Origin of the sequence: Duganella sp. P38 (assembly GCF_050859475.1) — a bacterium.
In the GTDB taxonomy this organism is placed as follows: domain Bacteria; phylum Pseudomonadota; class Gammaproteobacteria; order Burkholderiales; family Burkholderiaceae_D; genus Rugamonas.
Window position 1 is genome coordinate 705566 of the sequence record NZ_CP193936.1, and the last position, 24747, is coordinate 730312.

Sequence of the window (24747 nt, forward strand, 5' to 3'; positions counted from 1 at the left end):
ACTGCAAAGTGTAAACGCTTTCCAAGTCTCTGACACAATATTTGTTGCAAAAAAGAACGAAATTTCTAAAAATATTTCAAACTTCAATAAGTTGAAGAAGTTGCCGTCAGGACTTTATTATGAGTTACTATTATGCAACTACTCGTAATCACAGGAGACAGCATGAAAATTACCGATCTCAGCATCGGCCGCCGCATGGCGTTGGGCTTCACCATCATCCTTGCCATCCTGGTGCTGAACACGGCGCTCGGCATCCACCGCCTGCACGGCGTGGCCGAGGCGACGCGTGAAATGATGGCGCAGCCGCTGGCCAAGGAGCGCATGGCCTCCGACTGGGCGCGCAATGTGTCCACCGGCATCCGCCGCGCCACCGCCATCGCCAAGAGTTCGGACCCGTCGCTGGCCGCCTTCTTTGCCGCCGAGACCAAGAGCGCCACCGACCATTCGCAGAAGCTGATCAAGCAGATCGAGGCATTGGTCAACGACGACGACAAGCCGTTGATGGTGGAGCTGAACGCCGCCCGGCAGGCCTACCTGTCGTCGCGCGACGCGCTGACCAAGGCCAAGACGGCCGGCGACGCGGACGAGGCGGCGCGCCTGCTGGAGCAGGTGTTCATTCCCGCCACCAAGGTGTATGAAGCCAATCTGCAACGCATTCTCGACCACCAGCGCAAGCAGATCGACCTGGCCGCCGAGCGCATCGACCAGGTGGCCGAGCAGAGCCGCAACCAGCTGATCCTGCTGGCGGTGCTGGTGGTGGGCTTCAGCGTGGCGTTCGCCTGGTGGCTGACCAAGGGCATTACCGGCCCGATCAATGAAGCGGTGGTGCTGGCCGAGCGCGTGGCCGAGGGCGACCTGGCCGGCAACGGCAGCCGCGGCGCGGGCGACTTCAGCAAGGACGAGCCGGGCCAGTTGCTGTTCGCGCTGAACCGCATGTCGGGCAACCTGGTGCGTATCGTCGGCGAGGTGCGCAACGGTACGGACACGATCTCCACCGCTTCGACCGAAATCGCCGCCGGCAACCTGGACCTGTCGTCGCGCACCGAGGAGCAGGCCAGCTCGCTGGAGGAAACCGCTTCGTCGATGGAGGAGCTGACCAGCACCGTCAAGCAGAACGCCGACAACGCGCGCCAGGCCAACCAGCTGGCCGCCAGCGCCGCCGAGGTCGCGCAGCGCGGCGGCGCGGTGGTGTCGGACGTGGTGCAGACCATGGCCTCGATCGATGCTTCGTCGAAGAAGATCGTCGACATCATCGGCGTGATCGATGGCATCGCCTTTCAGACCAATATCCTGGCGCTGAACGCGGCGGTGGAGGCGGCCCGCGCCGGCGAGCAGGGCGCGGCTTCGCCGTCGTGGCGTCCGAGGTGCGCAACCTGGCGCAGCGCTCGGCCGGCGCGGCCAAGGAGATCAAGTCGCTGATCGACGATTCGGTCGACAAGGTGGAGGCCGGCACGCGGCTGGTGGGCGAGGCCGGCAGCACCATGAACGAAGTGGTCACTAGCATCCAGCGCGTGACCGATATCGTCGGCGAGATCAGCAACGCCAGCGTCGAGCAGACGGTTGGCATCGAGCAGATCAATGAAGCGATTGCGCAGATGGACCACGTGACGCAGCAGAACGCGGCGCTGGTGGAGCAGGCCGCCGCTGCGGCCGGCGCCATGCAGGAACAGGCGGCGCAGCTGGCCGAGGCGGTCAGCATCTTCAAGCTGGAACACGGCGCCGGCGCGCGGACGGTGTTGCGCGGCGCGGCACGGCAGCTGCTGGTCTGACGGCGCGCACGGCCGCGCGCGCACCCTGGCGCCGCGCGGCCGGCGCTACGGTTGTATCGCTGCAACAGCGCCGGCATTCACGCGTGCGTGGTGGCGCGCGTGTGTATTTCTGCGCTACAGTGGACCTCCCGACGGCGCCGGCTTTCGCGGCGCCCGGCTACGATAGTGAGGTGGCGTCCAGTGATCCATCAAAGCGGCTTGAGTAGCAAAGCACTAGTCCCGTTCGGCCTGGCCGCGGCGGGCGCAGTTGGCACCATCGTTGCGGGCTGGAGCGCCTGGGGATGGTATACGCTGATCTGGGCGGCGCTGTTGCTGGCCGCCGCCGCGTGGCTGACGCGCGATGCCAGCTTCAGCCCGGCCTCCGCCGGCGGCGACAATGCCATGATCGACCACTACCTCGCGGGCCGCGAACGTTTCGCCGACGCCGTGCTGCCGGTGTGGTGCCGCCATATCGAAAACTCGCGCGCGCAGATGGAGGAGGCCGTTTCCGACCTGGCCGCGCGCTTCTCCAACATCGTCGACAAGCTCGATAGCGCCTTGCATGTCTCCAGCGGCAGCGAGCAGGGCGACCACGCCATGACCGAGGTGTTCGCGCACAGCGAGCAGCGGCTTGGCTCGGTGGTGGCGTCGATGAAATCGGCGATGGCCTCGAAGCACGCCATGCTGACGCAGATCAGGGACCTGGAGCGCTTCACGCGCGAACTGCGCGGCATGGCCGAAGGCGTGGCCAGCATCGCCGCGCAAACCAATCTGCTGGCGCTGAACGCCGCCATCGAGGCCGCGCGCGCCGGCCCCGCGGGCGCCGGCTTCGCGGTGGTGGCGACCGAAGTGCGCATGCTGTCGATGCGCTCCGCCGAAACCGGCAAGGAAATCACCAACCGCGTGGGCCTGATCAGCAGCGCCATTCTCGCCGCCAGCCAGGCCGCCGAGCAGTCCAGCGAGGCGGAAGATAAATCGATGCAGTCGGCCCAGGGCCTGATCGAAGCGGTGCTGAGCGAGTTCCGCCAGATGATGGATGAACTGGTGCAGTCGTCGGCGCTGCTCAAGCAGCAGAGCATAGGCATTCAGGGCGAGGTGGGCGAGGCGCTGGTGCAGCTGCAGTTCCAGGATCGCGTCAGCCAGGTGATGTCGCACGTGCGCGCCAACATGGAGCAGCTGCTGCCGCTGCTGCGCGAGAACCGCCAGCGCTACATCGATACCGGCGTGCTGGAACCGCTGGAAGCGGAGCGGCTGATGAACGATCTGCAAAAGACCTATGCGATGGCGGAAGAGCACGCGGTCCATAGCGGCGCCAGGATCGCGGCGCCGGCGGCCTCCGAGGCCGACGAAATCACTTTTTCTGAAGGTGGATGAGACATGGGAAAAACCATCATGGTGGTCGACGATTCGGCCTCGCTGCGCCAGGTTGTCGGCATTGCGCTCAAGGGCGCCGGTTACGATGTGATCGAAGGCCGCGACGGCGCCGATGCGCTGTCCAAGTGCACCGGCCAGAAAATCCATCTGGTGGTGTGCGACGTGAACATGCCGAACATGGACGGCATCACTTTCGTCAAGCAGTTCAAGCAGCTGCCCAGCTATAAATTCACGCCGGTGATCATGCTCACCACCGAATCGCAGGAGAGCAAGAAGGAGGAGGGCAAGGCAGCCGGCGCCAAGGCGTGGGTGGTCAAGCCCTTCAAGCCGGAGGTGCTGCTGGGCGCCGTGGCCAAGCTGGTGCTGCCATAATCCGGGGACGCTGCCATGGCCGACGATGTCACGCGGATTGCCCTCGACGGTGAACTGACGATTTACCGCGCCGCCGAATTGAAAGTCACCGTGCTGGAAGCGCTGCGCGCTGCGCGCGCGCTGGAAATCGATTTGTCCGGCGTGACCGAACTGGATACGGCCGGCCTGCAGGTGCTGATACTGGCCCGGCAGAGCGCCGCCGCCGACCAGCGCGCGCTGCGCCTGGTGCGGCATAGCCCGGCCGTGGCGGAGATCTTCGAGATGCTGGACCTCGCCGCCTTCTTCGGTGACGCCGTGCCGATACACGCCTGGGGGAAGAGCCATGAATCTGGATGACGCGCTGCAGACCTTTATCGCCGAAAGCCGCGAGCTGCTGGAGGACATGGAGAGCGCGCTGCTCAACATCGATCTGGCGGGCGACCAGGGCGAGGCGATCAACGCCATCTTCCGCGCGGCGCACACCATCAAGGGCTCGGCAGGGCTGTTCGGCCTTGACCACATCGTCGCTTTCACCCATGTGGTGGAAAGCCTGCTGGACAAGGTGCGCGACGGCAGCGTGACGCTGAATGATGAAATGGTGGTGCTGCTGCTGTCGTGCTGCGATTACCTCGGCGGCATGATGGACGCGCTGGCCGCCGGCCGCCACGAGCAGGATGCCGATACCGCGCCGGAAGGCGTGATGCTGCAGGAGCAGCTGCGCCGCCACATGGGCGGCGGGGCGCCGCCGGCGGTGGCGCCCTCGGCGCCCGCCGGAGCGGCCGGCCAGCCGCGCGGCGACAGCGACTACTGGCACATCTCGCTGCGCTTCGGCCGCGAGGTGCTGCAGAACGGCATGGACCCTATCGCCTTTCTGCGCTACCTCGGCAAGCTGGGACGCATCGCCGCCATCGTCACGCTGCCGGACGCGCTGCCGCCAGCCGACGAGATGGACGCGGAGCTGTGCTACCTCGGCTTCGAAATCTCCTTCGACAGCACGGCCGACCGCGAGGCCATCGCCGGCGTGTTCGAGTTTGTGCAGGACGACTGCGACATCCGCATCATTCCGCCGGCCGGCAAGGTGTCGGAATACGTCGACCTGATACGCGCCTTGCCGGAGCGCGCGGCGCGGCTGGGCGAGATCCTGGTCCACTGCGGCAGCGTCACCGCGTATGAGCTGGAGCAGGCGCTGCGCCAGCAGGCCGGCAAGCAGGAAGACGCGCCGCAGCAGCCGCTGGGCAGCATCCTGGTCGGCGCCGGCAATGTGCCGCCGGTGGTGGTGGAGGCGGCGCTGGCCAAGCAGAAACAGGTGAGCGAACAAAAGGCGCAGGAAGGACGTTCGATCCGCGTCGACTCCGACAAGCTGGATCGGCTGATCGATCTGGTGGGCGAGCTGATTATCGCCGGCGCGCGCGCCAATATGATCGGCCAGCGCACGCAGAACGCCGAGCTGCTGGAATGCACCTCGACGCTGACCGGGCTGGTGGAGGGCGTGCGCGATGCAGCGCTAGATCTGCGCATGGTGAAGATCGGCGCCACCTTCAGCCGCTTCCAGCGCGTGGTGCACGATGTGGCGCGCGAGCTGGGCAAGGACATCGGCCTGGCCGTCGATGGCGAGGACGCCGAGCTGGATAAAACCGTGGTGGAGAAGATCGGCGACCCGCTGATGCACCTGGTGCGCAACGCCATGGACCACGGCATCGAGCCGGCCGAGGTGCGCGTGGCCGCCGGCAAGCCGGCCAGGGGCATGATCAGGCTGAACGCCTTCCATGAATCGGGCAGCATCGTCATCGAGGTAAGCGACGATGGCGGCGGCCTGCGCAAGGAGAAAATCTTGGCCAAGGCCATCGAGCGCGGGCTGGTGGACCCGGAGCGCAAGCTGGCCGACAGCGAAATCTACCAGCTGATTTTCGAGGCCGGCTTTTCGACGGCGGAGAAGATCACCAACCTGTCGGGGCGCGGTGTCGGCATGGACGTGGTGAAGCGCAATATCCAGGCGCTGCGCGGCAGCGTGGATATCGGCAGCCGGGAGGGGCAGGGCACCACCGTCACCGTGCGCCTGCCGCTGACGCTGGCCATCATCGACGGCTTCCTGGTGCAGGTGGCGGCGTCGATGTTCGTCATCCCGCTGGACATGATCGAGGAATGCATCGAGTACGCCACCGAACCGGGACAGGACTACACCAACCTGCGCGGCCAGGTGCTGCCGCTGGTGCGGCTGCGGGCGCAGTTCCGCATCGGCGGCGCGGCCGCGCGGCGCGAGAGCATCGTGGTGATCCGCTTCGGCAACCAGCGCGCCGGCCTGGTGGTCGATACGCTGCTGGGCGAGTTCCAGACCGTGATCAAGCCTTTGAGCCCGATGTTCAGCGAAGTCAAATGCATCAGCGGCTCGACCATCCTGGGCAGCGGCGAGGTGGCGCTGATACTGGACGTGGCGGCGCTGATGCAGGGCGTGGGCGGCACGCGCGCCGCGCCGGTGCTGGCGGCATAGGAGTGCAGCGTATGAACGTGATCGAATCTTCCAGCGCGCTCACCGATGGCGTCGCGCTGCCCAGCCAGTACCTGACCTTCATGCTGGGCGGCGAGCAGTACGCGGTGGGCATTCTGCACATCAAGGAAATCATCGAATACGGCGCCATCGCCACCGTGCCCATGATGCCGGACTGCGTACGCGGCGTGATCAACCTGCGCGGCGCGGTGGTGCCGGTGATGGACCTGTCGGCGCGCTTCGGGCATGGACCGGGCGCCGTCGGCCGGCGCAGCTGTATCGTCATCGTCGAAGCGGGCGACGCCGGCGGCGAGGGCAAGCAGGTGCTGGGCATGCTGGTGGACGCGGTCAACGCGGCGGTGGAAATCGATGCCGGTGAAATCGAGCCGGCGCCGTCGTTTGGCACCCGCATCCGCCCCGACTTCATCGCCGGCATGGGCAAGCACAACGGCCGCTTTGTCACGCTGCTGGACATCGAGCGCGTGCTGTCGAGCGAGGAGATCGTCGAGATGGCGCGTGCATCATGAGCGCCGCCACCATCACCGACCGTGAATTCATGCAGTTCCAGCGTCTCATCTACGATGCGGCCGGCATCACCATGGCGGACGGCAAGCAGGCGCTGGTCAGCGGACGGCTGGCGCGGCGGCTGGACCACTACCAGCTGGATAGCTATGGCGCTTATCTGCGGCTGCTGGAAAGCCGCGCGCAGCCGGCCGAGCTGCAGGTGGCGGTGGACCTGCTGACCACCAACGAGACCTACTTCTTCCGCGAGCCGAAGCACTTTGCGCTGCTGCGCGAGCTGGCGCTGGAGGCGGCCCGCAGGCACCGCGCCTTGCGCGCCTGGAGCGCCGCCAGCTCCAGCGGCGAGGAGGCGTACAGCATCGCCATGGTGCTGGCCGACGTGCTGGGCGACGCGCCGTGGGACGTGCTGGGCACCGACATCAGCACCCGCGTGCTGCAACGCGCGCGCAGCGGCCATTACCCGCTGGAGCGCGCCACGCGGATGCCGCCGCACTACCTGAAGCGCTTTTGCCTCAAGGGCCAGGGGTCCGAGGAAGGCACGATGCTGATCGATCGCGCGCTGCGCCAGCGGGTGCAGTTCCAGCATCTGAACCTGAACGCGCCGCTGCCTGGCCTGGGCAGCTTCGACGTGATCTTCCTGCGCAATGTGATGATTTATTTCAGCCTGGAGACGCGGCGCCAGGTGGTGGCGCGGCTGCTGGCGCAATTGCGGCCGGGCGGGCATTTCCTGGTCGGCCATTCGGAAACCCTGAACGACATTAACGACACGCTGGCGCTGGTGGCGCCATCGATCTACCGCAAGCCATAACGGCGGAACAGGAGCAGGACTGGGAATGAGCGATATCAAGGTCATGATCGTGGACGATTCCGCCGTGGTACGGCAGGTGATCAGCGGGCTGCTGAACGCGGCGCCGGGCATCACCGTTACCCACGCGGTGGCCAATCCGCTGCTGGCGATGGAACGCATGAAGGTGCAGTGGCCCGACGTGATCGTGCTTGACGTGGAAATGCCGAAAATGGATGGCATCACCTTCCTGCGCAAGCTGATGGTCGAGCATCCGACGCCGGTGGTGATTTGTTCCTCGCTGACCGACAGGGGCGCGCAAACCTCGGTCGAGGCGCTGACCGCCGGCGCCGTCGCCATCATCACCAAGCCGCGCCTGGACCTCAAGCAGTTCCTGCATGACAGCGCCGATGAGCTGGTGGGCGCGGTGCGCGCGGCGGCCGGCGCGCGCGTGGGGCGCCTGGCCGGCCGTCCATCGCCGTCACCGTCACCGCCCCCGTCACCGGCGCCGTTGCCGCCGGTGACGGTGAAGCTGAACGCCGACGCCATCCTGCCGCCGATGGATGCGCGGCCGATGACCGCCGCCACCGAGCGCGTGGTGGCCATCGGCACCTCGACCGGCGGCACCCAGGCGCTGGAAGAGGTATTGACGTCGCTGCCGCGCGGCGCGCCGGGCATCGTTGTGGTGCAGCATATGCCGGAGAAGTTCACCGCCGCCTTCGCGGCGCGGCTCGACAGCGTGTGCGCGGTGCGCGTCAAGGAGGCCGAAAACAACGACCGGGTGCAGCAGGGCCAGGTGCTGATCGCGCCCGGCGGGAAACACATGCTGTTACGGCGCAGCGGCACGCAGTATTTTGTCGAGGTGGTCGATGGGCCGCTGGTCAACCGCCACCGGCCGTCGGTGGATGTGCTGTTTCGCTCGGCCGCGCGGGCGGCCGGCGTCAACGCGCTGGGCGTCATCATGACCGGCATGGGCGACGACGGCGCCGCCGGCATGCTGGAGATGCACAAGGCCGGGGCGCGCACCGTGGCGCAGGACGAAGCCAGCTGCGTGGTGTACGGCATGCCGAAGGAGGCGGTGAAACGCGGCGGCGTCGAGAAGTCGGTGCCGCTGAACGCGATCTACCGGGAGATCCTGCAACAGCTTTAGCGCACAGTTATTTTTGGAGAGATTTTCGCTGGAATATTGGTTCACAATGCATCGACATTCCGCGTCACGAGGAGTAATCGCCCATGTTCAAGCAAATGAAAATGGAGACCCGGCTGCATGCCGGTTTTGGCCTGATTGTGCTGCTGGTGATCATCATGGGGCTGGTCGCCTTCACCAAGCTGAGCGCCCTGCACGATCAGTGGACCGACTTCGAGAACATCACGCTGGCGCGCAAGAACGCCGTGCTGGAAGGCGTGACGGCGCATGGCCGCGCGGTGCGCCACTTCAAGAATTATATTCTCCGTGGACCGGACAGCAATGCGCAGTTCCGCTCCGAGCTGGCCAACGTGGAAAAACAGATCGACGTGTACCGCACGCTCGGCCCCCTGACGGCGGAGGAACAGGCGCTGCTGGCCGAGGTGCTGTCCAGCGTCAAAGCTTATGACCACAGCATGGCGCAGCTGGAGGCGATGCGCGAGAAGGGCATGACGGCGCTGGAGATGGACAAGAACATCAAGGGCGCGGACGAGGCGATCGCCAACGCCTTCCGCAAGCTGCTGAAGGTGAACGATGTCGAGACGCGCAAGGAGTCGGAGTCGATGACGCGGGTGGCCGATTCGGCCAAGCAGATCATCCTGGCGGTGGACGTGGTGATCGCGGTGCTGGGATGCGTGCTGGCGGTGTGGCTGGGACGTAGCCTGTCGTCGATTGTGCGCGAAGTGCAGACGGTGGTGGGCAGCCTGTCCGGCGCCGCGCAGGAGGTCAGCGCCACGGCGCAGTCTCTGTCGCAGGCGTCGAGCGAACAGGCGGCCGGCGTGGAGCAGACCAGCGCCTCGATCGAGCAGATGACGGCGTCCATCGCGCAGAATACCGAGAACGCCAAGATCACCGACGGCATCGCCACGCAGGCGGCGGTGGAAGCGGCGCGCGGCGGCGAGGTGGTGAAGGCCACGGCGTCGGCAATGAAGCAGATCGCCGGCAAGATCGGCATCATCGACGATATCGCCTACCAGACCAATCTGCTGGCGCTGAACGCGGCCATCGAGGCGGCGCGCGCCGGCGAGCATGGCAAGGGCTTCGCCGTGGTGGCGGCCGAGGTGCGCAAGCTGGCCGAACGCAGCCAGGTGGCGGCGCAGGAAATCGGCGAGGTGGCGGCGGACAGCGTGAAGCTGGCGGAGCAGGCCGGCGCCATGTTCGACGAGCTGGCGCCGAATATCCGCAAGACCTCGGAACTGGTGCAGGAGATTTCCGCCGCCTCCGAGGAGCAGAGCTCCGGCGTGAGGCAGATTAACAGCGCGGTGATCCAGCTGAGCGAGACCACGCAGCTGAACGCGGCCAGCTCGGAAGAACTGGCGGCGACCTCGGAGGAGATGAGCGCGCAGGCCGATCAGCTGCGGCGCCTGATGGCGGTGTTCAAGCAGTACGCCGTGGATGACGCGCCGTATGTGCCGGCGCGCGCCGGGCGCGCGGCGCCGTTGAAGCCCGCCGGCGCCCGCCCGGTGCGCGCGGTCAGCCTGACGTCCGACGTTGCGCCGGACGAAACCAAGTTCACGCGCTTCTGATTACTTGGCCGGCTTCACGAACTTGAGCGTCATGCGGTCGCTCTCGCCGATGGCCTGATACCGGGCGCGGTCCTCGTCCTTGTTGGTGAGGGTCGGCGGCAGCGCCCACACGCCGTTCTTGTGGTCGGCCGTGTCCTTCGGATTGGCGTTCACCTCCGATTTGCCGGCCAGCTTGAAGCCCGCATCCTCCGCCAGCTTGATCACATAGGCCTCGTGCATATAGCCGCTGCTGGCCTTCTCGTCCTGCGTCTTCGACGCCGGCAGGCGGTGTTCCTCGATACCCAGCACGCCGCCCGGTTTCAGCACGGTGTACAGGTTGCCGAACAAGTCCTTCATCTTCTCCGGGCCCAGTGGAATCCAGTTGTGGATGTTGCGGAAGGTGAGCACCATGTCGACGCTGTTCGGCGGCGCCAGTTCGTACTTGCGGCCCGGCGAGAACACGCCCACTGCCACCTTGTTGTAGACATCCGGCTTGGCGTTCAGGCGCGCCATGAAGCGCTCCGCGCCCTTGCGCTCATTCTCGTTGGGCGAGGCCAGGTCGTTACCGCCGGTGATCAGCTTGCCCTTGTCGCGCAGGTAGGGCGCCAGGATCTCGGTGTACCAGCCGGCGCCTGGCGCCAGCTCCACCACCGTCATGTTCGGCTTGATGCCGAAGAAGGTCAGCGTCTCGTATGGATGGCGATAGACGTCGCGCTTAACGTTGTCCGGCGTGCGGCTTGGGGCGGCGATGGCCGCTTTCAGCGCATCGTCCGCCAATGCGGCATGGTTCGCGCCCATCAGCATGGTGGTGGCCATGGCCGCCAATACAAATCGTTTCATGCACAATCTCCTGAAGTGTGGTGGTGTGCGCGATGATCGGCCAAGGGCGCGCGCAGGTCAAGCGAAACCACGGCGGCACACTATGCGCACCGCCGCGGTGCGCGGACACCCGGCGGACACTCCGCGGACACCCGCCCGGACACTTCGGACACCGCAAATTGCCGCTTGCAGAACCTTAGCTGATGGCATACATTTTGCAATTGCTGTTCTTAACCCGGCGCTAATATTGTAAAAACCTTAGAACAGGCGACGGATGTTCTGCCATATGGGCGGCTGGCCCACAACAATGTTGGAGATAATATGGAACGACGTGCATTCCTCAATATCAGTAGTCTGGCTTTGGGCACCATGTTGCTGCCCGCCTTTGGCCGCGCCATCGCCGCCGAAGAGTTACTCAAGCCGGTGGATGTGAAGGTAAAAAAGCCCTCGCCGACACTGCGATGACGGCCGCCACCCAGGCCGGCGCCTCGTATTGCGACGTGCGCGTGGGCCGCTACCTGAATCAGTTCATCACCACCCGTGACCTGAACGTGGAAAACGTCACCAACACCGAATCTGCCGGCGTCGGCGTGCGCGTGATCGCCGGCGGCGCTTACGGCTTCGCCGCCACCAACGACATGACGCCCGATGGCGTGGCTGCCGCCGCGCGCCAGGCGGTGGCCATCGCCAAGGCCAACGCCAGGCTGCAAACCGAGCCGCTGATCCTGGCGCCGGTAAAAGGCGTGGGCGAAGTGGCGTGGGCCACGCCCATCGTCAAGGACTGGCGCACCGTCGCCATCAAGGACAAGGCCGACCTGCTGATCGCCGCCAACAAGGCCGGCATGGACAGCGGCGCAAGCTTCATGCAGTCCTTGCTGTTCCAGGTGAACCAGCAGAAGTACTTTGCCTCCACCGATGGTTCCTACATCGACCAGGACGTGCATCGCCTTTGGATGCCGTTCTTCGCCACCGCAGTGGACCAGAAAGAGAACAAGTTCCGCACCCGCCAGGGCCTGTCGGCTCCAGTGGGCATGGGCTACGAGTACCTGGACGCGCGCCCTGAGCACAAGCTGCAGGCGGCCGGCGGCGTGACCACGCTGTACACCAAATCGTATGACCTGATCGAGGACGCGCGCCTGGCCGGCAAGCAGGCCAAGGCCAAGCTGAAAGCCAAGTCGGTGGAGCCGGGTAAGTACGACCTGGTGCTGACGCCGGAGCACCTGTGGCTGACCATCCACGAATCCGTCGGCCACCCGACCGAGCTCGATCGCGTACTGGGCTACGAGGCCAATTACGCCGGCACCAGTTTCGCTACGCTGGATAAATGGCAGACCAGGAAGTTCAAGTACGGTTCGGACATCGTCAACATCGAAGCCGACAAGACCACTCCCGGCTCGCTGGGCGCGGTGGCCTACGACGACGAGGGCGTCAAGTGCAAGAACTGGGACATCATCAAGGACGGCATCCTGGTCAACTACCAGGCCACGCGCGACCAGGCGCACATCATCGGCGAGAAGGAATCGCACGGCTGCTCTTACGCGGACAACTGGGCCAATGTGCAGTTCCAGCGCATGCCCAACGTCTCGCTCAAGGCCGGCAAGAAGCGCCTGACGCCGGACGAGATGATCAAGGATGTCAAGAAGGGCATCTACATCGTCGGCGACGGTTCGTTCTCGATCGACCAGCAGCGCTACAACTTCCAGTTCGGCGGCCAGCTGTTCTACGAAATCAAGAACGGCAAGATCGGCCAGCAGCTGGAGGACGTGGCCTACCAGTCCAATACCCAGGAATTCTGGAACGCCTGCGTGGCCATCTGCGATGAGCGCGACTGGCGCATGGGCGGCTCCTTCTTCGACGGCAAGGGCCAGCCATCGCAAGTGTCGATCGTGTCGCATGGCGCGTCGACCACGCGCTTCAACGGCATCAACGTTATCAATACCGCCCGCAAAATCGGCTAAGTCCTGGAGAGAGACAGATGAAATTTTTGAACCAAGAAGAGACCAAGCGTATCAGCGATAAACTGCTGTCGTTGACCAAGGCCGATCAGTGCGAGGTGACCATCACCGGCAGCCGCCGGGGCAATATCCGCTACGCGCGCAACGCCGTTTCCACGGCTGGCCTGATCGAGGACACGCAGCTGGTGGTGTCGGTCGCCTTTGGCAAGAAGCAGGGCACGGCAACCATCAATGAATTCGATGACAAATCGCTGGAGAAAGCCGTGCGCCGCGCGGAAGACCTGGCGCGGCTGGCGCCGGAAAATCCGGAATTCATGCCGGCGCCGGGCAAGCAGGAATACAAGCCGACTGAGACCTTCTTCAAGAAGACCGCCGACATCGACCCCGAGTTCCGCGCGCAGGTTGCCGCTTACAGCATCGAGAATTCGCGCAAGAACAAGCTGGTGGCGGCGGGATTTTTCAGCGACAGCACGCGTTTTGTATCGATTGCCAATTCCAACGGCGTGTCCGGCTACCAGCAGGATACGGGCCTCGACTTCACGCTGACCGTGCGTACCGAGGATGGCCGCGGCTCCGGCTGGGTCAAGCGCAGCGTCGGCGATGTGAACAAATTCGATGCGCGTGCCGCGTCCGACATCGCTATCGAGAAGGCCTTGCGCTCGGTCGATGCCAAGGCGCTGGAGCCGGGCCGCTATACGGTGATTCTGGAGCCTGCTGCAACCTCTGACGTGCTGGCGTATATGTTCAATGCCTTCGACGCGCGTTCGGCCGACGAGGGGCGCAGCTTCCTGTCGAAGAAGGGTGGCGGCAACCGTCTGGGTGAGAAGCTGTTCGATGAGCAGGTCAATGTGTGGGCTGACCCGTGGGACAAGGATGTCGCCGTGCTGCCGTGGGACAGCGACAGCATGCTGGCGCGTGAGCGCCAGGACATCATCAAGAACGGCCGCATCGCCAACCTGGATTACTCGCAGTATTGGGCCAAGAAGCAGGGCAAGCGCGCTATTGGCACACCGGGCAATATCATCATGGCCGGCACCAACAAGTCGACCGAGGAGCTGATTGCCAATACCAAGAAGGGCATTCTGGTCACGCGCACCTGGTATATCCGCATGGTGGACCCGCAGTCAGTGCTGTTGACCGGCCTGACGCGCGACGGTACGTTCTACGTCGAGAACGGCAAGATCAAGCATCCGATCAAGAACTTCCGCTTTAACGAAAGCCCGGTGGCGATGTTGAACAATATCGACGAAATCGGCAAGCCGGAAATCCTGTCGGGCGACGAGTCGCAATTCCAGCTGCTGATCCCGGCCATGAAGGTACGTGATTTCAACTTCACGTCGCTGTCGGACGCGGTTTAAGCACTCACCCCTCGTCATTCCCGCGCAGGCGGGAATCCATGCCGCGCTTCCTGGCCGGCGGCGCATGGGTCCCCGCCTTCGCGGGGACGACGTAGCAGGTCGTTGGAGAATTTTGTGGAACGTCGTACATTCTTAAAAGTGGGCGCCGCCGCTGGCGGCAGCCTGCTGGTGCCGGTTTTCGGCAACGCCATCGCCGCCGAAGAGCTGCTCAACCCGATGGCGGTGCAGTTCAAAAAGTCGCTGGCCGACGCCGCAATGAACGCGGCCACCAAGGCTGGCGCCTCGTACTGCGACGTGCGCATCGGCCGCTACCTCAACCAGTTCATCACCACGCGTGACCTGAACGTGGAAAACATCGTCAACACCGAATCTTCCGGCGTCGGCGTGCGTGTGATCGCCAACGGCGCATACGGCTTCTGCTCCACCAATGTCATGACGCTGGACTCGGTGGCGGAGGCGGCGCGGCAGGCGGTGGCCATCGCACGGGCCAACGCCAGGCTGCAAACCGAGCCGGTAGTGCTGGCGCCGGTGAAGGGCGTAGGCGAAGTGTCCTGGGCCACGCCGTTCAAGAAGGACTGGCGTGCGGTGCCGATCAAGGAGAAAGCGGAGCTGCTACTGGCGGCCAACAAGGCTGGCCTGGATGCGGGCGCCAACTTCATGGCGGCCAACCTGTTCCAGGTGAACCAGCAGAAGTATTTCGCCTCGACCGACGGCTCGTATATCGACCAGGACGTGCACCGTCTCTGGTCGCCGTTCACCGCTACCGCCGTCGATAAGGCCAGCGGCAAGTTCCGCACCCGCGACGGCCTGTCGTCGCCGGCCAGCATGGGCTACGAATTCTTCGACTGCCAGCCGGAGAACCGCATCAAGGCAGCAGGCAATGTGACCACGCTGTACAAGGGCGCGTATGACCTGATCGAGGACGCGCGCGCGGCAGGCCGCCAGGCACGCGAGAAGCTGACCGCGAAAACGGTCGAACCGGGCAAGTACGATCTGGTGCTGTCGCCGGAACACCTGTTCCTGACCATCCACGAATCGGTGGGTCACGCCACCGAGCTGGATCGCGTGCTGGGCTACGAGGCCAATTACGCCGGCACCAGTTTCGCCACGCTGGACAAGTGGAAGTCGAAGAACTTCAAGTACGGTTCGGACATGGTCAACTTCGTAGCCGACAAGACCACGCCGGGATCGCTGGGCCTCGTCGGCTACGACGACGAGGGCGTGCCGTCCAAGCGCTGGGACCTGATCCGCAACGGCATCCTGGTGAATTACCAGGCCACGCGCGACCAGGCGGCCGTGATCGGCGAAAAGGAATCTCACGGCTGCTCGTATGCGGACAGCTGGAGCAGCGTGCAGTTCCAGCGCATGCCTAACGTGTCGCTGGAGGCGGGCAAGAAAAAGCTGACGCCGGACGAGATGATCAAGGACGTCAAGAAGGGCATCTACATCCTTGGTCGTGGTTCGTTCTCGATCGACCAGCAGCGCTACAACTTCCAGTTTGGCGGCCAGCTGTATTTCGAAATCAGGAACGGCAAGATCGTCAACCAGCTCGAAGATGTGGCCTACCAGTCGAACACGCAGGAGTTCTGGAACGCCTGTTCGGCGCTGTGCGACGACCGCGACTGGCGCATGGGCGGCTCCTTCTTCGACGGCAAGGGCCAGCCTAGCCAGGTGAGCGCCGTGTCGCATGGTTCGCCGACCACGCGCTTCAATGGCGTCAACGTGATCAACACCGCACGCAAGATAGGATAAGCAAACGATGAAGATGCTGAACCAGGAAGAAGCGAAGCGTATCTGCGACAAGGTGATGTCGCTGTCCAAAGCCGACGAGTGCCGCGTGCAGATCAATGGCACCCGCAACGGCAATATCCGCTATGCGCGCAATGCAGTATCGACGGCGGGCCTGAATTCGAACACGCAGATGACCGTGAGTGTCGCCTTCGGCAAGAAGCAGGGCACGGCGTCGATCAATGAGTTCGACGATAAGTCGCTGGAAAAAGTGGTGCGCCGCGCGGAAGACGTGGCGCGCCTGGCGCCGGAGAATCCGGAGTTCCTGCCAGCGATTGAAAAGCAGGAGTACAAGCCATCGGTCACCTTCAACGAGGCGACGGCCGCCATCGATCCGGAGTATCGCGCGGAAGTGGCTGCGGCCAGCATCAACGCGGCGCGCAAGCAGGGCTTGATCGCGGCGGGATTTTTCAGCGACACCACCGGCTTTGAAACGGTGGCCAACTCGAACGGTGTGTTCGGTTACCAGACCTTGAGCAATCTCGGTTTTACCGTAACCGCGCGCACCGAGGATGGCCGTGGCTCCGGCTGGGTGACGCGGTCCGCCACTGATGCGCGCAACTTTGACGCGCGCGAGGCCTCCGCCATCGCCATCGAGAAGGCGCTGAAATCGGTGGAGGCCAAGGCATTGGAGCCTGGCCGCTATACGGTGATCCTGGAGCCGGCGGCGACGTCGGAAATCATCGGCCGCATGTTCGGCGCTTTCGATGCGCGCCAGGCCGATGAGGGCCGCAGCTTCCTGTCGAAGAAGGGCGGCGGCAATCGGCTCGGCGAGAAGCTGTTCGATGAGCAGGTCAACATTTATGCCGACCCGTGGAATCCAGAGGTGCCGGTGCTGCCTTGGGACAGCCAGGCGATGCTGGCGCGCGAGCGGGCGGATGTCATCAAGAACGGCAAGGTGGCTTCGCTGGACTATACGCGTTTCTGGGCCGGAAAGCAGGGGCAGCGCGCGGTTGGCCGTCACGGCAACATGATCATGGCCGGCGGCGGCAAGTCGACCGAGGAGCTGATCGCCAATACGAAGAAGGGCATACTGGTCACGCGTACCTGGTATATCCGCATGGTCGATCCGCAGTCGCTGCTGCTCACCGGCTTGACGCGCGATGGTACGTTCTACATCGAGAATGGCAAGATCAAGCATCCGGTCAAGAACTTCCGCTTCAATGAGAGCCCGGTGACGATGTTGAACAATATCGATGAGTTGGGCAAGCCGGTGGTGATCGGCGGCGACGAGGTGCGTTACCAGATGCTGATTCCGGCGATGAAGGTGCGCGACTTTAATTTCACGTCCCTGTCGGACGCTGTATAAACATACGTCATTCCCGCGTAGGCGGGAATCCATGGAATGTGTGCCGCCAAGCACCGCATGGATTCCCGCCTGCGCGGGAATGACGGAAAGAAGGAACAACGGGTGGCAGCCTACGATTTCTATTTCACGCGCCTGACTTACGAATCGGGCGACTGGGACGTGGATGTCCGCATGCCCAGCAACGTGCTCAATTCGCTGGTGGAATACACCACCTTGCGCGTCGATCCCGTTGAACGCATCGTCGCGCTCTCAGATCCGAAGATGCTGGAGGCGCCATTCTGCTATTTCGCTGGCCATAAGCTGGTGCAGTTCACGGCCGCCGAACGCAAGAACCTGGAGCGCTACATCAAGGGCGGCGGTTTCTTGTTCGTGGATGACTGCAACCACGATATCGACGGATTGTTCGCGAAATCGTTCGAGGCCGAAATCGCCCGTATCTTCGGACCGAAGGCGCTGCACAAAATCCCCAATCAGCATCCGATCTACTCGTGCTTCTTCGAGTTCGAGGACGGTCCGCCGAATACCGGCGTGGAGCTGAACGGCTGGGGGGACGACTTGGTGCACGACTACCTGAAGGCGATCGAGGTGGGCGGGCGCGTGCGGCTTTTGTACAGCAACAAGGACTATGGCTGCGAGTGGGATTACGACTTCCGCAACAAGCGTTTCCTCGCGGTCGACAATACCCGCTTTGCGGTCAATATCATTCAATATGCGTTGGGAGCTTAGTAATGGCTGATGGTGCTATCGCCTGGAGCGAAAATGAAATCGGCGAACTGACCGCCAAGGTGAAGGCGCTGAAAGCGAGCATGTCGCGCGTGATCATCGGCCAGGAGAATGTGATCGATTCGCTGATCATCTGCCTGCTGGCGGGCGGCCATGCATTGGTGGAAGGCGTGCCGGGACTGGGCAAGACGCTGCTGGTGAAATCGCTGTCGCAGGCGACGGAGCTGGACTTCCACCGCGTGCAGTTCACGCCGGACCTGATGCCGTCGGATATCGTCGGCACCGAGATTCTGGAAGAGGACCATGCGACCCGCAAGCGCGAGTTCCGCTTCCAGCAAGGGCCGGTATTCACGCAGGTGCTGCTGGCGGACGAAATCAACCGCGCACCGCCGAAGACGCAATCGGCGCTGCTGGAAGCGATGCAGGAACGCTCGGTGACTTTCGCCGGCCAGACGCACAAGCTGCCCAGGCCTTTCTTCGTGCTGGCGACGCAGAACCCGATCGAGCAGGCGGGCACCTATCCGCTGCCGGAGGCGCAACTGGACCGCTTCCTGTTGCGCATTGATGTGGTGTACCCGACCGAGGCCGAGGAAATCGCCATGGTGGCAGCCACTACGCACGCCGGCCTGAAAGACGCCGAGCCGGTGATGGATGTCGCCACGCTGCTGCGCCTTCAGCAACTGGTGCGCGATATCGAGATTGGCGATCATCTGGTGGCCTACGCTACGCGGCTGGTGCGGGCAACGCGTCCTTCCTTGACGACCGTGCCGGCGGTGCAGAAGCATATCGGGTGGGGGCAGGGCCGCGCGCCGGCCAGGCGCTGGTGCTGGCGTCCAAGGCGCGCGCCCTGATGCAGGGCCGCCTGGCGGTCACGCGCGACGATATCGCCGCGATGCTGCTGCCGGTTCTGGCGCACCGTGTGCTGCGCAACTTCGAGGCGGAAGCGGATGGCGTGGCCATCGCCGACATCCTGCATGCGCTGCGCGAACATATCCGTCCGGACTAGATTGCCGATGTTCCCGTTTTCCAAACCCGCCACCGATGCTATCTCGCCGCCCGATGCGGGACGCGCGCCGTCGAGGCGGCGCTGCCGCCGGGACGATGACTGCCGTGATGGCCCGGACCAGGGATCTGGACCTTGTGATCCGCCACGTGCTGGCTGGCCTGGGTCACGGCATCCACGCGGGCCGCGAGCGTGGCGCGGGTGTCGAGTTTTCCGAGTACCGCGCCTATGCGCCGGGTGACGAGTGGCGCCGCGTGGACTGGAAGCTGCTGGCGCGCGCCGATCGCTACTTCGTGCGCGAGGCGGAGCGCGACAGCCATGTCGCCGTCTGGCTCTGGCTGGACGCCACCGCGTCCATGGCGGAGCCTAGCCGCGAAATCAATGGCGTCGACAAACTGTGGTTCGCACGTACCGTGCTGGCCTGCGTTGCCGCTATCGCGCAGCGGCAGGGCGACGCCTTTGGCCTGATCGTCTGCACCGGCGGCAAAGTCGCATTTACTCCCGCCGCGCGCGGGCCCCGGCAGCTCCAGCGCGTGCTGGCTGTTCTGGACAAGGCGACAGCGCAAGGTGAGCTGCCCTCCGCAGAAACGCTGCGCGCCAGCCTGCACTTTGCCCGCGCTCCAAGTGCGATCTTTGCCGCCAGCGATTTTCTCGATTGGCCATCACCGTTGAGCGAGGCTTTACTCCGCCTGCGCAACATGCGTCACGATGTGCGGCTGCTAACCTTGCGCACGCAAGCGGAGGTGGACGCCAGCTTCCGTGCTGGCGCCAGCTACCGCGACCCGGAGCGCGACGATGGCTTGCATCGCATGAGCAAGGCCGACCGCGATCGCTACAGGCTGCAAAGCCGCGCGCACTTCGACAGCGTGGCGGCCAGCTGCCGGCAGCGTAACATCGTCCATTACGAAGCGTGCATCGAGCAGCCGCTGAACAGCGTGTTGCGCGGCTGGCTCCAGTTGGCGGGGGCGCGGGCGAAATGATGGTGAGCTCTTATCCTTGGTGGTGGCTGGCGTTGCCGGTGCTGTTGCTGCCCGTCTGGTGGCACCGCCAGAAGCGTCAGCGCCTGAAGGCCGAGCCGCTGGCTACGGCGCGTTTCCTGCCATCGGCGCCGCCGGAGCAGCTGCGCGTCTGGCAGTGGCGCGACAAGATCCTGCTGCTGTTGCGCTGCCTGATGCTGATCGCCTTGATGGCCTGGCTGGCCGCCGCTATTTTCCCATGGCGCGGCGACACCGTTCTGGTCGACGCCGGCGCGGAGCGCGCCTGGACCGAACAGCAGATTGCCGCCGCCGGCTTCAGCACCGCCACGCGCATGCCGCTGCCGCCAGACGTGCTGACATGGCTGCGCCAGCATGAACGAGACTGGCGTGCCGACGCCAGGCTACTGGTCGTCTCCCGCGCCAGCCAGATCGCCATGCCCGCGCGTCCGCCGCAATTCAGCCACCAAGTAGAACTGCGCACCAACGCATCGCCTTCCGCTGCGCCTGAACCGCCGCATGCCGCCGTGTCGACTGAGCCGGCGACCCGCGGCATTGCGTTGGCTGCGCAGGCGGCACGCGAACCCGCATGGCGCTCGCTCTTCGCCGCATTCGACAGCGTCGGCAGCCATGCCAATCGCTACGTGCTCGCTGCCGAGCCAAGCGCCGGCACAACGCTGATCGTATGGGACATGCCGGATGCCGCACCACCCGAAGGCTGGCGCGCACCGCACTGGTGGATCGCCACGCCAGATGCCTCAAAGCACACCACGGGCAGCGGCCGCGCACCGTCCAGGCACGAAGCCGCATCGCCGTCCGCCGCGTTCCCCGAACTGGCCAGCGCTTCCACCCTAACGATCAACGGCATCACGCTCAGATACGCCGACTCGCCGCGCGGTCGCCTGTGGACCTCTGAAGTCTTCCCGCCGCGCGACGCGGACACTGCTCACGCGCTATACGAAGCCTGGCAAATGCTGGCAGCCGCGCCGGCGCCAGCCTACGCCACGCCATCACACACCTTCGCTGCGGCCCGCAGTCCACTTCCCGCCATCGCCAACGCACGCGCGGAAACCTGGCTGGGCATCGCCCTGCTGGCCCTCTTCACGCTAGAACGGATACTGACCCATGCCCGGCGCAACTGACCAACTGCGCAAGCGCCTTTGGACTGCCATCCTGCTCCGTCGAGGACCGCAATGGCTGCTGACGCTCACGCCATTGCTACTTGCAGCTATTGCCCTGCCGGCGATCCGCCTGTACGTATTGGCCGTTGTCGCCATCTGGGCCATCTGGCTAGCCGCAGACATCATGCTCTGGCGCCGGCGGGTCGCCCTCCAATGGACCTCCTGGCTAAACGCCGCAATCCCGCAATTGGAAGACAGCAGCGCCTTGCTGACCGCGGAGGCGCAGACACCCATTGCCAGACTCCAGCAACAGCGCCTGCAAGCCCGCCTGGACGACGTGCTCACAGCGGAAGAATGCAAAGCTATCGCCCGCATGCGCGCAAAATTCTCCATCCTGCCGCTGATCCTTAGCCTGTTGGCTGCCGGCGCCGCATGGACGTATCACGGCCATGCGCCGGAAGCGGATACGTCTCCGGCGGCCGCTCAAACCAACAAGCCTATCGTCGATGGCGAAATCTATCTGAACGTCACTCCGCCCAAATATACCGGCGTGGCGGCGTTCGAGACAGCCGCGCGCGATATTCAGATACCCCAATATTCGGAAGTACGCTGGTGCGTACGCAACGCCACCGGCGCCGCGCCGGTGGTAGAGCTGGCGGACGGCCAGACGCTGCCAGTCACCAAAGACTGCGCAAAGCTCCGCGTTGAAGACTCGCTGTTCTGGCGCGCGCGCGGCAAAAGCACCACCCGCTACAACATCCGCGTAACACTGGACCAGGCGCCGCAGGTGGTTGTCGCCGAGCCGACAGAGCTGATCCACCTGCTGGCGAAAGATGCAAAGGCAGTCACTATCGCCATCAGCGCCAAGGATGATTACGCCATCGTCCGCGCCAGCCTGCACATGACGCTCGCGCGCGGCAGCGGCGAAAACATCCGTTTCAGCGACAGGGAAGTGCCGCTGCCACAATCAAGCGATCCGAAATCGCGCCTATGGAAAAAGCAATGGACGCTGGCGGAGCTGGGCATGGAGCCGGGCGATGAACTCTACTTCTTCGTGCGGGCCACCGACAATGCGCCAGACAATCCACACACCGCACAATCCGCGACTTACACGCTGCGCCTGCCGGGGCCCGACGCGGAAAGCATCGATGCCACCGCATTGCCATCGATGACCAAACCGGAGAACCTGCGCAGTCAGCGCCAGATCATCATCGACACCGAACAGCTGGTGGCCGACCTGAAGGCCAATCCTGGCATGCCCGCCGCAACGCTGCGCAGCCGCAGCGAAGGCATCGCTGCGGACCAGGCCACGCTACGCCTGCGTTACGGCCAGTTCCTTGGCGAGGAGTCCACACTGTTCGGCAACGAAGAGCATGATCACCACGAACACCACGATCACGGCGGCGAGCAAGAGAAGGCCGGCGGCGAGATCGGCGTGATGAAGGAATTCGGCCACGCCCACGACCAGGAAGACAACGCCACTATCTTCGATCCGCAAACCAAGGCCGTCCTCAAACGCGCCCTGGCTGCCATGTGGGATGCGGAAAAATCGCTGCGCGCCATCGCGCCCCCGAACGCGCTGCCGCCCGAATACAAGGCCTTGGCAGCGATCAAGGAACTGCAAGCCGCGGAACGCGTTTATCTGCACCGTACGGCTTTTGTTCCGCCTGCGCTGAAAGAGGAAAAACGCATGACCGGTGACATGGTCGGCGCCATGAGCTACAAGCGCGCGCAAGGCGCACCGAACGACACGGTGCCAGCGGAGGTGCGCGAACTGGTACAGGCTTTCTCGCAGGATGGCGCGCTGCCCGCGCTGTGGAGCAAGGCGGCGCTCGACACCATCGCCGCACGCATCACCGATCAGGAACAGAAACTCAACGCGCAGCGCGCGGTGCAGGACGTGCAGGACGGCTGCGTGCCATGCCGCGCGGAGCTGCGCGCCTGGCTGCGCGGCACGCTGACGGAGGCGCCGGTGCTGTTGCAGGCGCGGCCCGTGGCGCAAACGCCGTTCCGCCAGACATGGCAGGGCAAGGAGCAGGCGAAATGATGATAAATGCCGATCTGGCCTCTTTGGCGCCGCCTCTGGCCGCCGTTGCCGCTGGCGCGGTGAGCGCCGCATTCTACGCACGCAAGCGCCGCTGGGCGGATGCACTGCTGGCCGGCTTCGCCGGCGCCGCACTGGCGGTCACGCTGATGGACGTGCGTGCGCCCGCAGCCACCGCACAGCCGTTGCAGGTTGCCACCGCGAGTGGCCGCATCAGTGATGCGGACCGCATGGTGATGCCCGCCGCCTCAAGCATCATGCTAAGTGGCGACGGTGTCCGCGAAGCGGAATGGCGCGATCTGCCCGCCCGCCCGCTGGAATGGAAGCCAGCGGCGGCGGATCTGTTGTGGCTTGATTTCCCGCGCTCGATGTCGCTGGGGCGTATCTTTACACTATCCGTCCGGCGGCCGGACGCGGATACTGTCTGGCGCTTGCAACTGCTGGCCGAGAACAAGCAGGTGCTGGCGGATTCGGGACCATCATCGTCGGCGCAGTTATCGGTACAGTGGCTGCCGCCAGTGGCGGAAACGATGGTGCTGCAAGCGCGCCTGCTGGATGCGAATGGCCGGACGATCTCCCAAGGCCCGATACCTTTACGGGTAAACGACCCGGTTCCCCTGCAGGTTCAAGGGCGGTTTGACGCGCCGTCGTTTGACGCGCGGGTACTGAATCAACTGCTGTCCGACGGCGGCGCGATCCTGGACTGGAATGTCACACTGGGCAAGGCGATGACGCGGACGGAGACGCCGCGCGCCGAGCTGGCCGCACCGAACGCGCTGTTCGTGGATGCGGCGTATGTTGAACATCTGAGCCCTGCCGCACGTGCGGCCTTGCTGGCGCAGACGGCGAAGGGCGTTCCGCTGGTGGTGTTGGGCGGGAGTGCTTCGGATGCCGGCGTATGGCAGCGCGACTTTGGCCTGCGGTTGCAGCGGCAGTCGCCGGCGACCGAGAAGGAGGACATGCGCCAGTTCAGTCCATCGCTGTCCATGCCGCCCGCCACGCTGAATCCTGCGGATAGCGATGCGGCGCCGTGGTCTGTGCTTGCGCGCGATAGCAGGCAGCTGCCGTGGCTCTGGCAGCGCGCGGTGGGGCAGGGGCGCGTGGTGTGGCTTGGTGTGGCGGACTGGCATAAGTATGCGATCAGCGCGCCGCAGGCGCTGGCTTTGTGGTGGCAGTCGGCCATGGACCGGATTGCTCTGCCCAGTGTGCAAAAGACAGGCTGGCGGTTGACTGATCCCATGCCTTTGGCGGGATTGCGCAGCGAAGTGTGCGCGCAAGGGATCAAGCCAGGGACGTCACTGATGGCGGAGGGTTACGCCGCGATGACGTTGCAGCAGCGCGCGGACAAGGCGGACGGCGCTTGCGCGGCGTTCTGGCCGCAGAAGGCGGGCTGGGTGAAATTTGATGCAGGAGGCATGGCGGAACCCGTATCGACGTATGTGTACGCGCAAGGCGACTGGCCCCAGTGGCAGCGCGCGCTACGACGGGAAGCCACCGCGCAATATGCGGCGCGTGCTGCCGCCGATGCCGCTCAGGACTCAGCCGCCGGCAATGGCATGCGCGACGCCAGCCACTGGCGCGGCGCCCGCATCACCGCGGTGCTGTTCGCGCTGGCCATGCTGCTGTTGTGGTGGCGCGAGCAGAGATTTGAGCGCGCCACGCCGGATTGACTAGCGCGGCGATAATGTCTGGTTGATA

General features: G+C 64.6%; 19 protein-coding genes and 2 pseudogenes. 20 read left to right on the top strand and 1 reads right to left on the bottom strand.

The window, feature by feature from the left end; genetic code table 11:
- Nucleotides 1–162 precede the first annotated feature (162 nt).
- The 9 genes and pseudogenes from ACRQ5J_RS03185 to ACRQ5J_RS03225 all read left to right on the top strand — a co-directional run bounded on the left by ACRQ5J_RS03185 (nucleotide 163) and on the right by ACRQ5J_RS03225 (nucleotide 9976).
- Nucleotides 163–1769, top strand: a pseudogene (locus ACRQ5J_RS03185) (methyl-accepting chemotaxis protein).
- Between the two features lie 198 nt (nucleotides 1770–1967).
- Nucleotides 1968–3122 carry a methyl-accepting chemotaxis protein gene (locus ACRQ5J_RS03190; RefSeq protein WP_432381105.1) on the top strand — a complete coding sequence of 385 codons (1155 nt, stop codon included), beginning with the start codon at nucleotides 1968–1970 and terminating at the stop codon, nucleotides 3120–3122.
- 3 nt (nucleotides 3123–3125) lie between these two features.
- Nucleotides 3126–3494, top strand: coding sequence for a response regulator (locus tag ACRQ5J_RS03195; protein ID WP_432381106.1), 369 nt, complete (start codon nucleotides 3126–3128; stop codon nucleotides 3492–3494).
- A 15-nt stretch (nucleotides 3495–3509) separates the two neighbouring features.
- Nucleotides 3510–3830 (top strand): STAS domain-containing protein, encoded by a 321-nt coding sequence (locus ACRQ5J_RS03200; RefSeq protein ID WP_432381107.1) that lies wholly within the window; start codon nucleotides 3510–3512, stop codon nucleotides 3828–3830.
- Complete coding sequence (locus ACRQ5J_RS03205) at nucleotides 3817–5961, top strand: chemotaxis protein CheA (RefSeq protein ID WP_432381108.1); 2145 nt, start codon at nucleotides 3817–3819, stop codon at nucleotides 5959–5961. The genes ACRQ5J_RS03200 and ACRQ5J_RS03205 overlap by 14 nt, the downstream gene beginning before the upstream one ends.
- An 11-nt stretch (nucleotides 5962–5972) precedes the next feature.
- Nucleotides 5973–6485 carry a chemotaxis protein CheW gene (locus ACRQ5J_RS03210; RefSeq protein ID WP_432381109.1) on the top strand — a complete coding sequence of 171 codons (513 nt, stop codon included), beginning with the start codon at nucleotides 5973–5975 and terminating at the stop codon, nucleotides 6483–6485.
- Nucleotides 6482–7288 carry a CheR family methyltransferase gene (locus ACRQ5J_RS03215; RefSeq protein ID WP_432381110.1) on the top strand — a complete coding sequence of 269 codons (807 nt, stop codon included), beginning with the start codon at nucleotides 6482–6484 and terminating at the stop codon, nucleotides 7286–7288. The genes ACRQ5J_RS03210 and ACRQ5J_RS03215 overlap by 4 nt, the downstream gene beginning before the upstream one ends.
- 25 nt (nucleotides 7289–7313) lie before the next feature.
- Nucleotides 7314–8414, top strand: coding sequence for a protein-glutamate methylesterase/protein-glutamine glutaminase (locus tag ACRQ5J_RS03220; protein ID WP_432381111.1), 1101 nt, complete (start codon nucleotides 7314–7316; stop codon nucleotides 8412–8414).
- Nucleotides 8415–8497: 83 nt separating this feature from the next.
- Complete coding sequence (locus ACRQ5J_RS03225; RefSeq protein WP_432381112.1) at nucleotides 8498–9976, top strand: HAMP domain-containing methyl-accepting chemotaxis protein; 1479 nt, start codon at nucleotides 8498–8500, stop codon at nucleotides 9974–9976.
- On the opposite strand, the gene ACRQ5J_RS03230 is transcribed toward ACRQ5J_RS03225, so the two are convergent.
- Nucleotides 9977–10795: a class I SAM-dependent methyltransferase gene (locus ACRQ5J_RS03230; protein WP_432381113.1), complete on the bottom strand. Its 819-nt coding sequence runs from the start codon at nucleotides 10793–10795 to the stop codon at nucleotides 9977–9979.
- Between the two features lie 300 nt (nucleotides 10796–11095).
- Here ACRQ5J_RS03230 and ACRQ5J_RS03235 point away from each other — a divergent pair.
- From ACRQ5J_RS03235 to ACRQ5J_RS03285, 11 genes and pseudogenes are all read left to right on the top strand, one after another.
- A pseudogene (locus tag ACRQ5J_RS03235) lies at nucleotides 11096–12732 on the top strand (TldD/PmbA family protein).
- 17 nt (nucleotides 12733–12749) lie between these two features.
- Nucleotides 12750–14087, top strand: coding sequence for a TldD/PmbA family protein (locus tag ACRQ5J_RS03240; protein ID WP_432381114.1), 1338 nt, complete (start codon nucleotides 12750–12752; stop codon nucleotides 14085–14087).
- 114 nt (nucleotides 14088–14201) lie between these two features.
- Nucleotides 14202–15839, top strand: coding sequence for a TldD/PmbA family protein (locus ACRQ5J_RS03245; protein ID WP_432381115.1), 1638 nt, complete (start codon nucleotides 14202–14204; stop codon nucleotides 15837–15839).
- 7 nt (nucleotides 15840–15846) lie between these two features.
- Entirely contained in the window at nucleotides 15847–17184 is a 1338-nt protein-coding gene (locus ACRQ5J_RS03250) for a TldD/PmbA family protein (protein ID WP_432381116.1), read from the top strand.
- A 57-nt stretch (nucleotides 17185–17241) separates the two neighbouring features.
- The gene (locus ACRQ5J_RS03255) at nucleotides 17242–17910 is read left to right on the top strand and encodes a DUF4159 domain-containing protein (protein WP_432381117.1); all 669 of its coding nucleotides are present in this window, start codon (nucleotides 17242–17244) and stop codon (nucleotides 17908–17910) included.
- 2 nt (nucleotides 17911–17912) lie between these two features.
- The gene (locus ACRQ5J_RS03260) at nucleotides 17913–18758 is read left to right on the top strand and encodes an AAA family ATPase (RefSeq protein ID WP_432381118.1); all 846 of its coding nucleotides are present in this window, start codon (nucleotides 17913–17915) and stop codon (nucleotides 18756–18758) included.
- A complete protein-coding gene (locus tag ACRQ5J_RS03265; protein WP_432381119.1) occupies nucleotides 18731–18913 on the top strand; it encodes a hypothetical protein in 183 nt (60 codons plus the stop codon). The genes ACRQ5J_RS03260 and ACRQ5J_RS03265 overlap by 28 nt, the downstream gene beginning before the upstream one ends.
- Nucleotides 18914–19008: 95 nt before the next feature.
- Nucleotides 19009–19890, top strand: coding sequence for a DUF58 domain-containing protein (locus tag ACRQ5J_RS03270; RefSeq protein WP_432381120.1), 882 nt, complete (start codon nucleotides 19009–19011; stop codon nucleotides 19888–19890).
- Nucleotides 19890–21026: a BatA domain-containing protein gene (locus tag ACRQ5J_RS03275; protein ID WP_432381121.1), complete on the top strand. Its 1137-nt coding sequence runs from the start codon at nucleotides 19890–19892 to the stop codon at nucleotides 21024–21026. The genes ACRQ5J_RS03270 and ACRQ5J_RS03275 overlap by 1 nt, the downstream gene beginning before the upstream one ends.
- Complete coding sequence (locus tag ACRQ5J_RS03280) at nucleotides 21010–23052, top strand: hypothetical protein (protein WP_432381122.1); 2043 nt, start codon at nucleotides 21010–21012, stop codon at nucleotides 23050–23052. The genes ACRQ5J_RS03275 and ACRQ5J_RS03280 overlap by 17 nt, the downstream gene beginning before the upstream one ends.
- Nucleotides 23049–24719, top strand: a complete 1671-nt coding sequence (locus ACRQ5J_RS03285; protein WP_432381123.1) for a hypothetical protein — start codon at nucleotides 23049–23051, stop codon at nucleotides 24717–24719. Before ACRQ5J_RS03280 ends, ACRQ5J_RS03285 begins: the two co-directional genes overlap by 4 nt.
- Nucleotides 24720–24747 lie beyond the last annotated feature (28 nt).

What these genes read in the sequence shown, in the direction of transcription:
- ACRQ5J_RS03230 (WP_432381113.1), bottom strand. Translation starts at nt 10,795, where the DNA reads ATGAAACGATTTGTATTGGCGGCCATGGCCACCACCATGCTGATGGGC.
- ACRQ5J_RS03260 (WP_432381118.1), top strand. Translation starts at nt 17,913, where the DNA reads ATGGCTGATGGTGCTATCGCCTGGAGCGAAAATGAAATCGGCGAACTG.
- ACRQ5J_RS03195 (WP_432381106.1), top strand. Translation starts at nt 3,126, where the DNA reads ATGGGAAAAACCATCATGGTGGTCGACGATTCGGCCTCGCTGCGCCAG.
- ACRQ5J_RS03240 (WP_432381114.1), top strand. Translation starts at nt 12,750, where the DNA reads ATGAAATTTTTGAACCAAGAAGAGACCAAGCGTATCAGCGATAAACTG.
- ACRQ5J_RS03205 (WP_432381108.1), top strand. Translation starts at nt 3,817, where the DNA reads ATGAATCTGGATGACGCGCTGCAGACCTTTATCGCCGAAAGCCGCGAG.
- ACRQ5J_RS03210 (WP_432381109.1), top strand. Translation starts at nt 5,973, where the DNA reads ATGAACGTGATCGAATCTTCCAGCGCGCTCACCGATGGCGTCGCGCTG.
- ACRQ5J_RS03250 (WP_432381116.1), top strand. Translation starts at nt 15,847, where the DNA reads ATGAAGATGCTGAACCAGGAAGAAGCGAAGCGTATCTGCGACAAGGTG.
- ACRQ5J_RS03270 (WP_432381120.1), top strand. Translation starts at nt 19,009, where the DNA reads ATGACTGCCGTGATGGCCCGGACCAGGGATCTGGACCTTGTGATCCGC.
- ACRQ5J_RS03225 (WP_432381112.1), top strand. Translation starts at nt 8,498, where the DNA reads ATGTTCAAGCAAATGAAAATGGAGACCCGGCTGCATGCCGGTTTTGGC.
- ACRQ5J_RS03220 (WP_432381111.1), top strand. Translation starts at nt 7,314, where the DNA reads ATGAGCGATATCAAGGTCATGATCGTGGACGATTCCGCCGTGGTACGG.
- ACRQ5J_RS03275 (WP_432381121.1), top strand. Translation starts at nt 19,890, where the DNA reads ATGGTGAGCTCTTATCCTTGGTGGTGGCTGGCGTTGCCGGTGCTGTTG.
- ACRQ5J_RS03285 (WP_432381123.1), top strand. Translation starts at nt 23,049, where the DNA reads ATGATGATAAATGCCGATCTGGCCTCTTTGGCGCCGCCTCTGGCCGCC.
- ACRQ5J_RS03255 (WP_432381117.1), top strand. Translation starts at nt 17,242, where the DNA reads ATGGATTCCCGCCTGCGCGGGAATGACGGAAAGAAGGAACAACGGGTG.
- ACRQ5J_RS03200 (WP_432381107.1), top strand. Translation starts at nt 3,510, where the DNA reads ATGGCCGACGATGTCACGCGGATTGCCCTCGACGGTGAACTGACGATT.
- ACRQ5J_RS03280 (WP_432381122.1), top strand. Translation starts at nt 21,010, where the DNA reads ATGCCCGGCGCAACTGACCAACTGCGCAAGCGCCTTTGGACTGCCATC.
- ACRQ5J_RS03215 (WP_432381110.1), top strand. Translation starts at nt 6,482, where the DNA reads ATGAGCGCCGCCACCATCACCGACCGTGAATTCATGCAGTTCCAGCGT.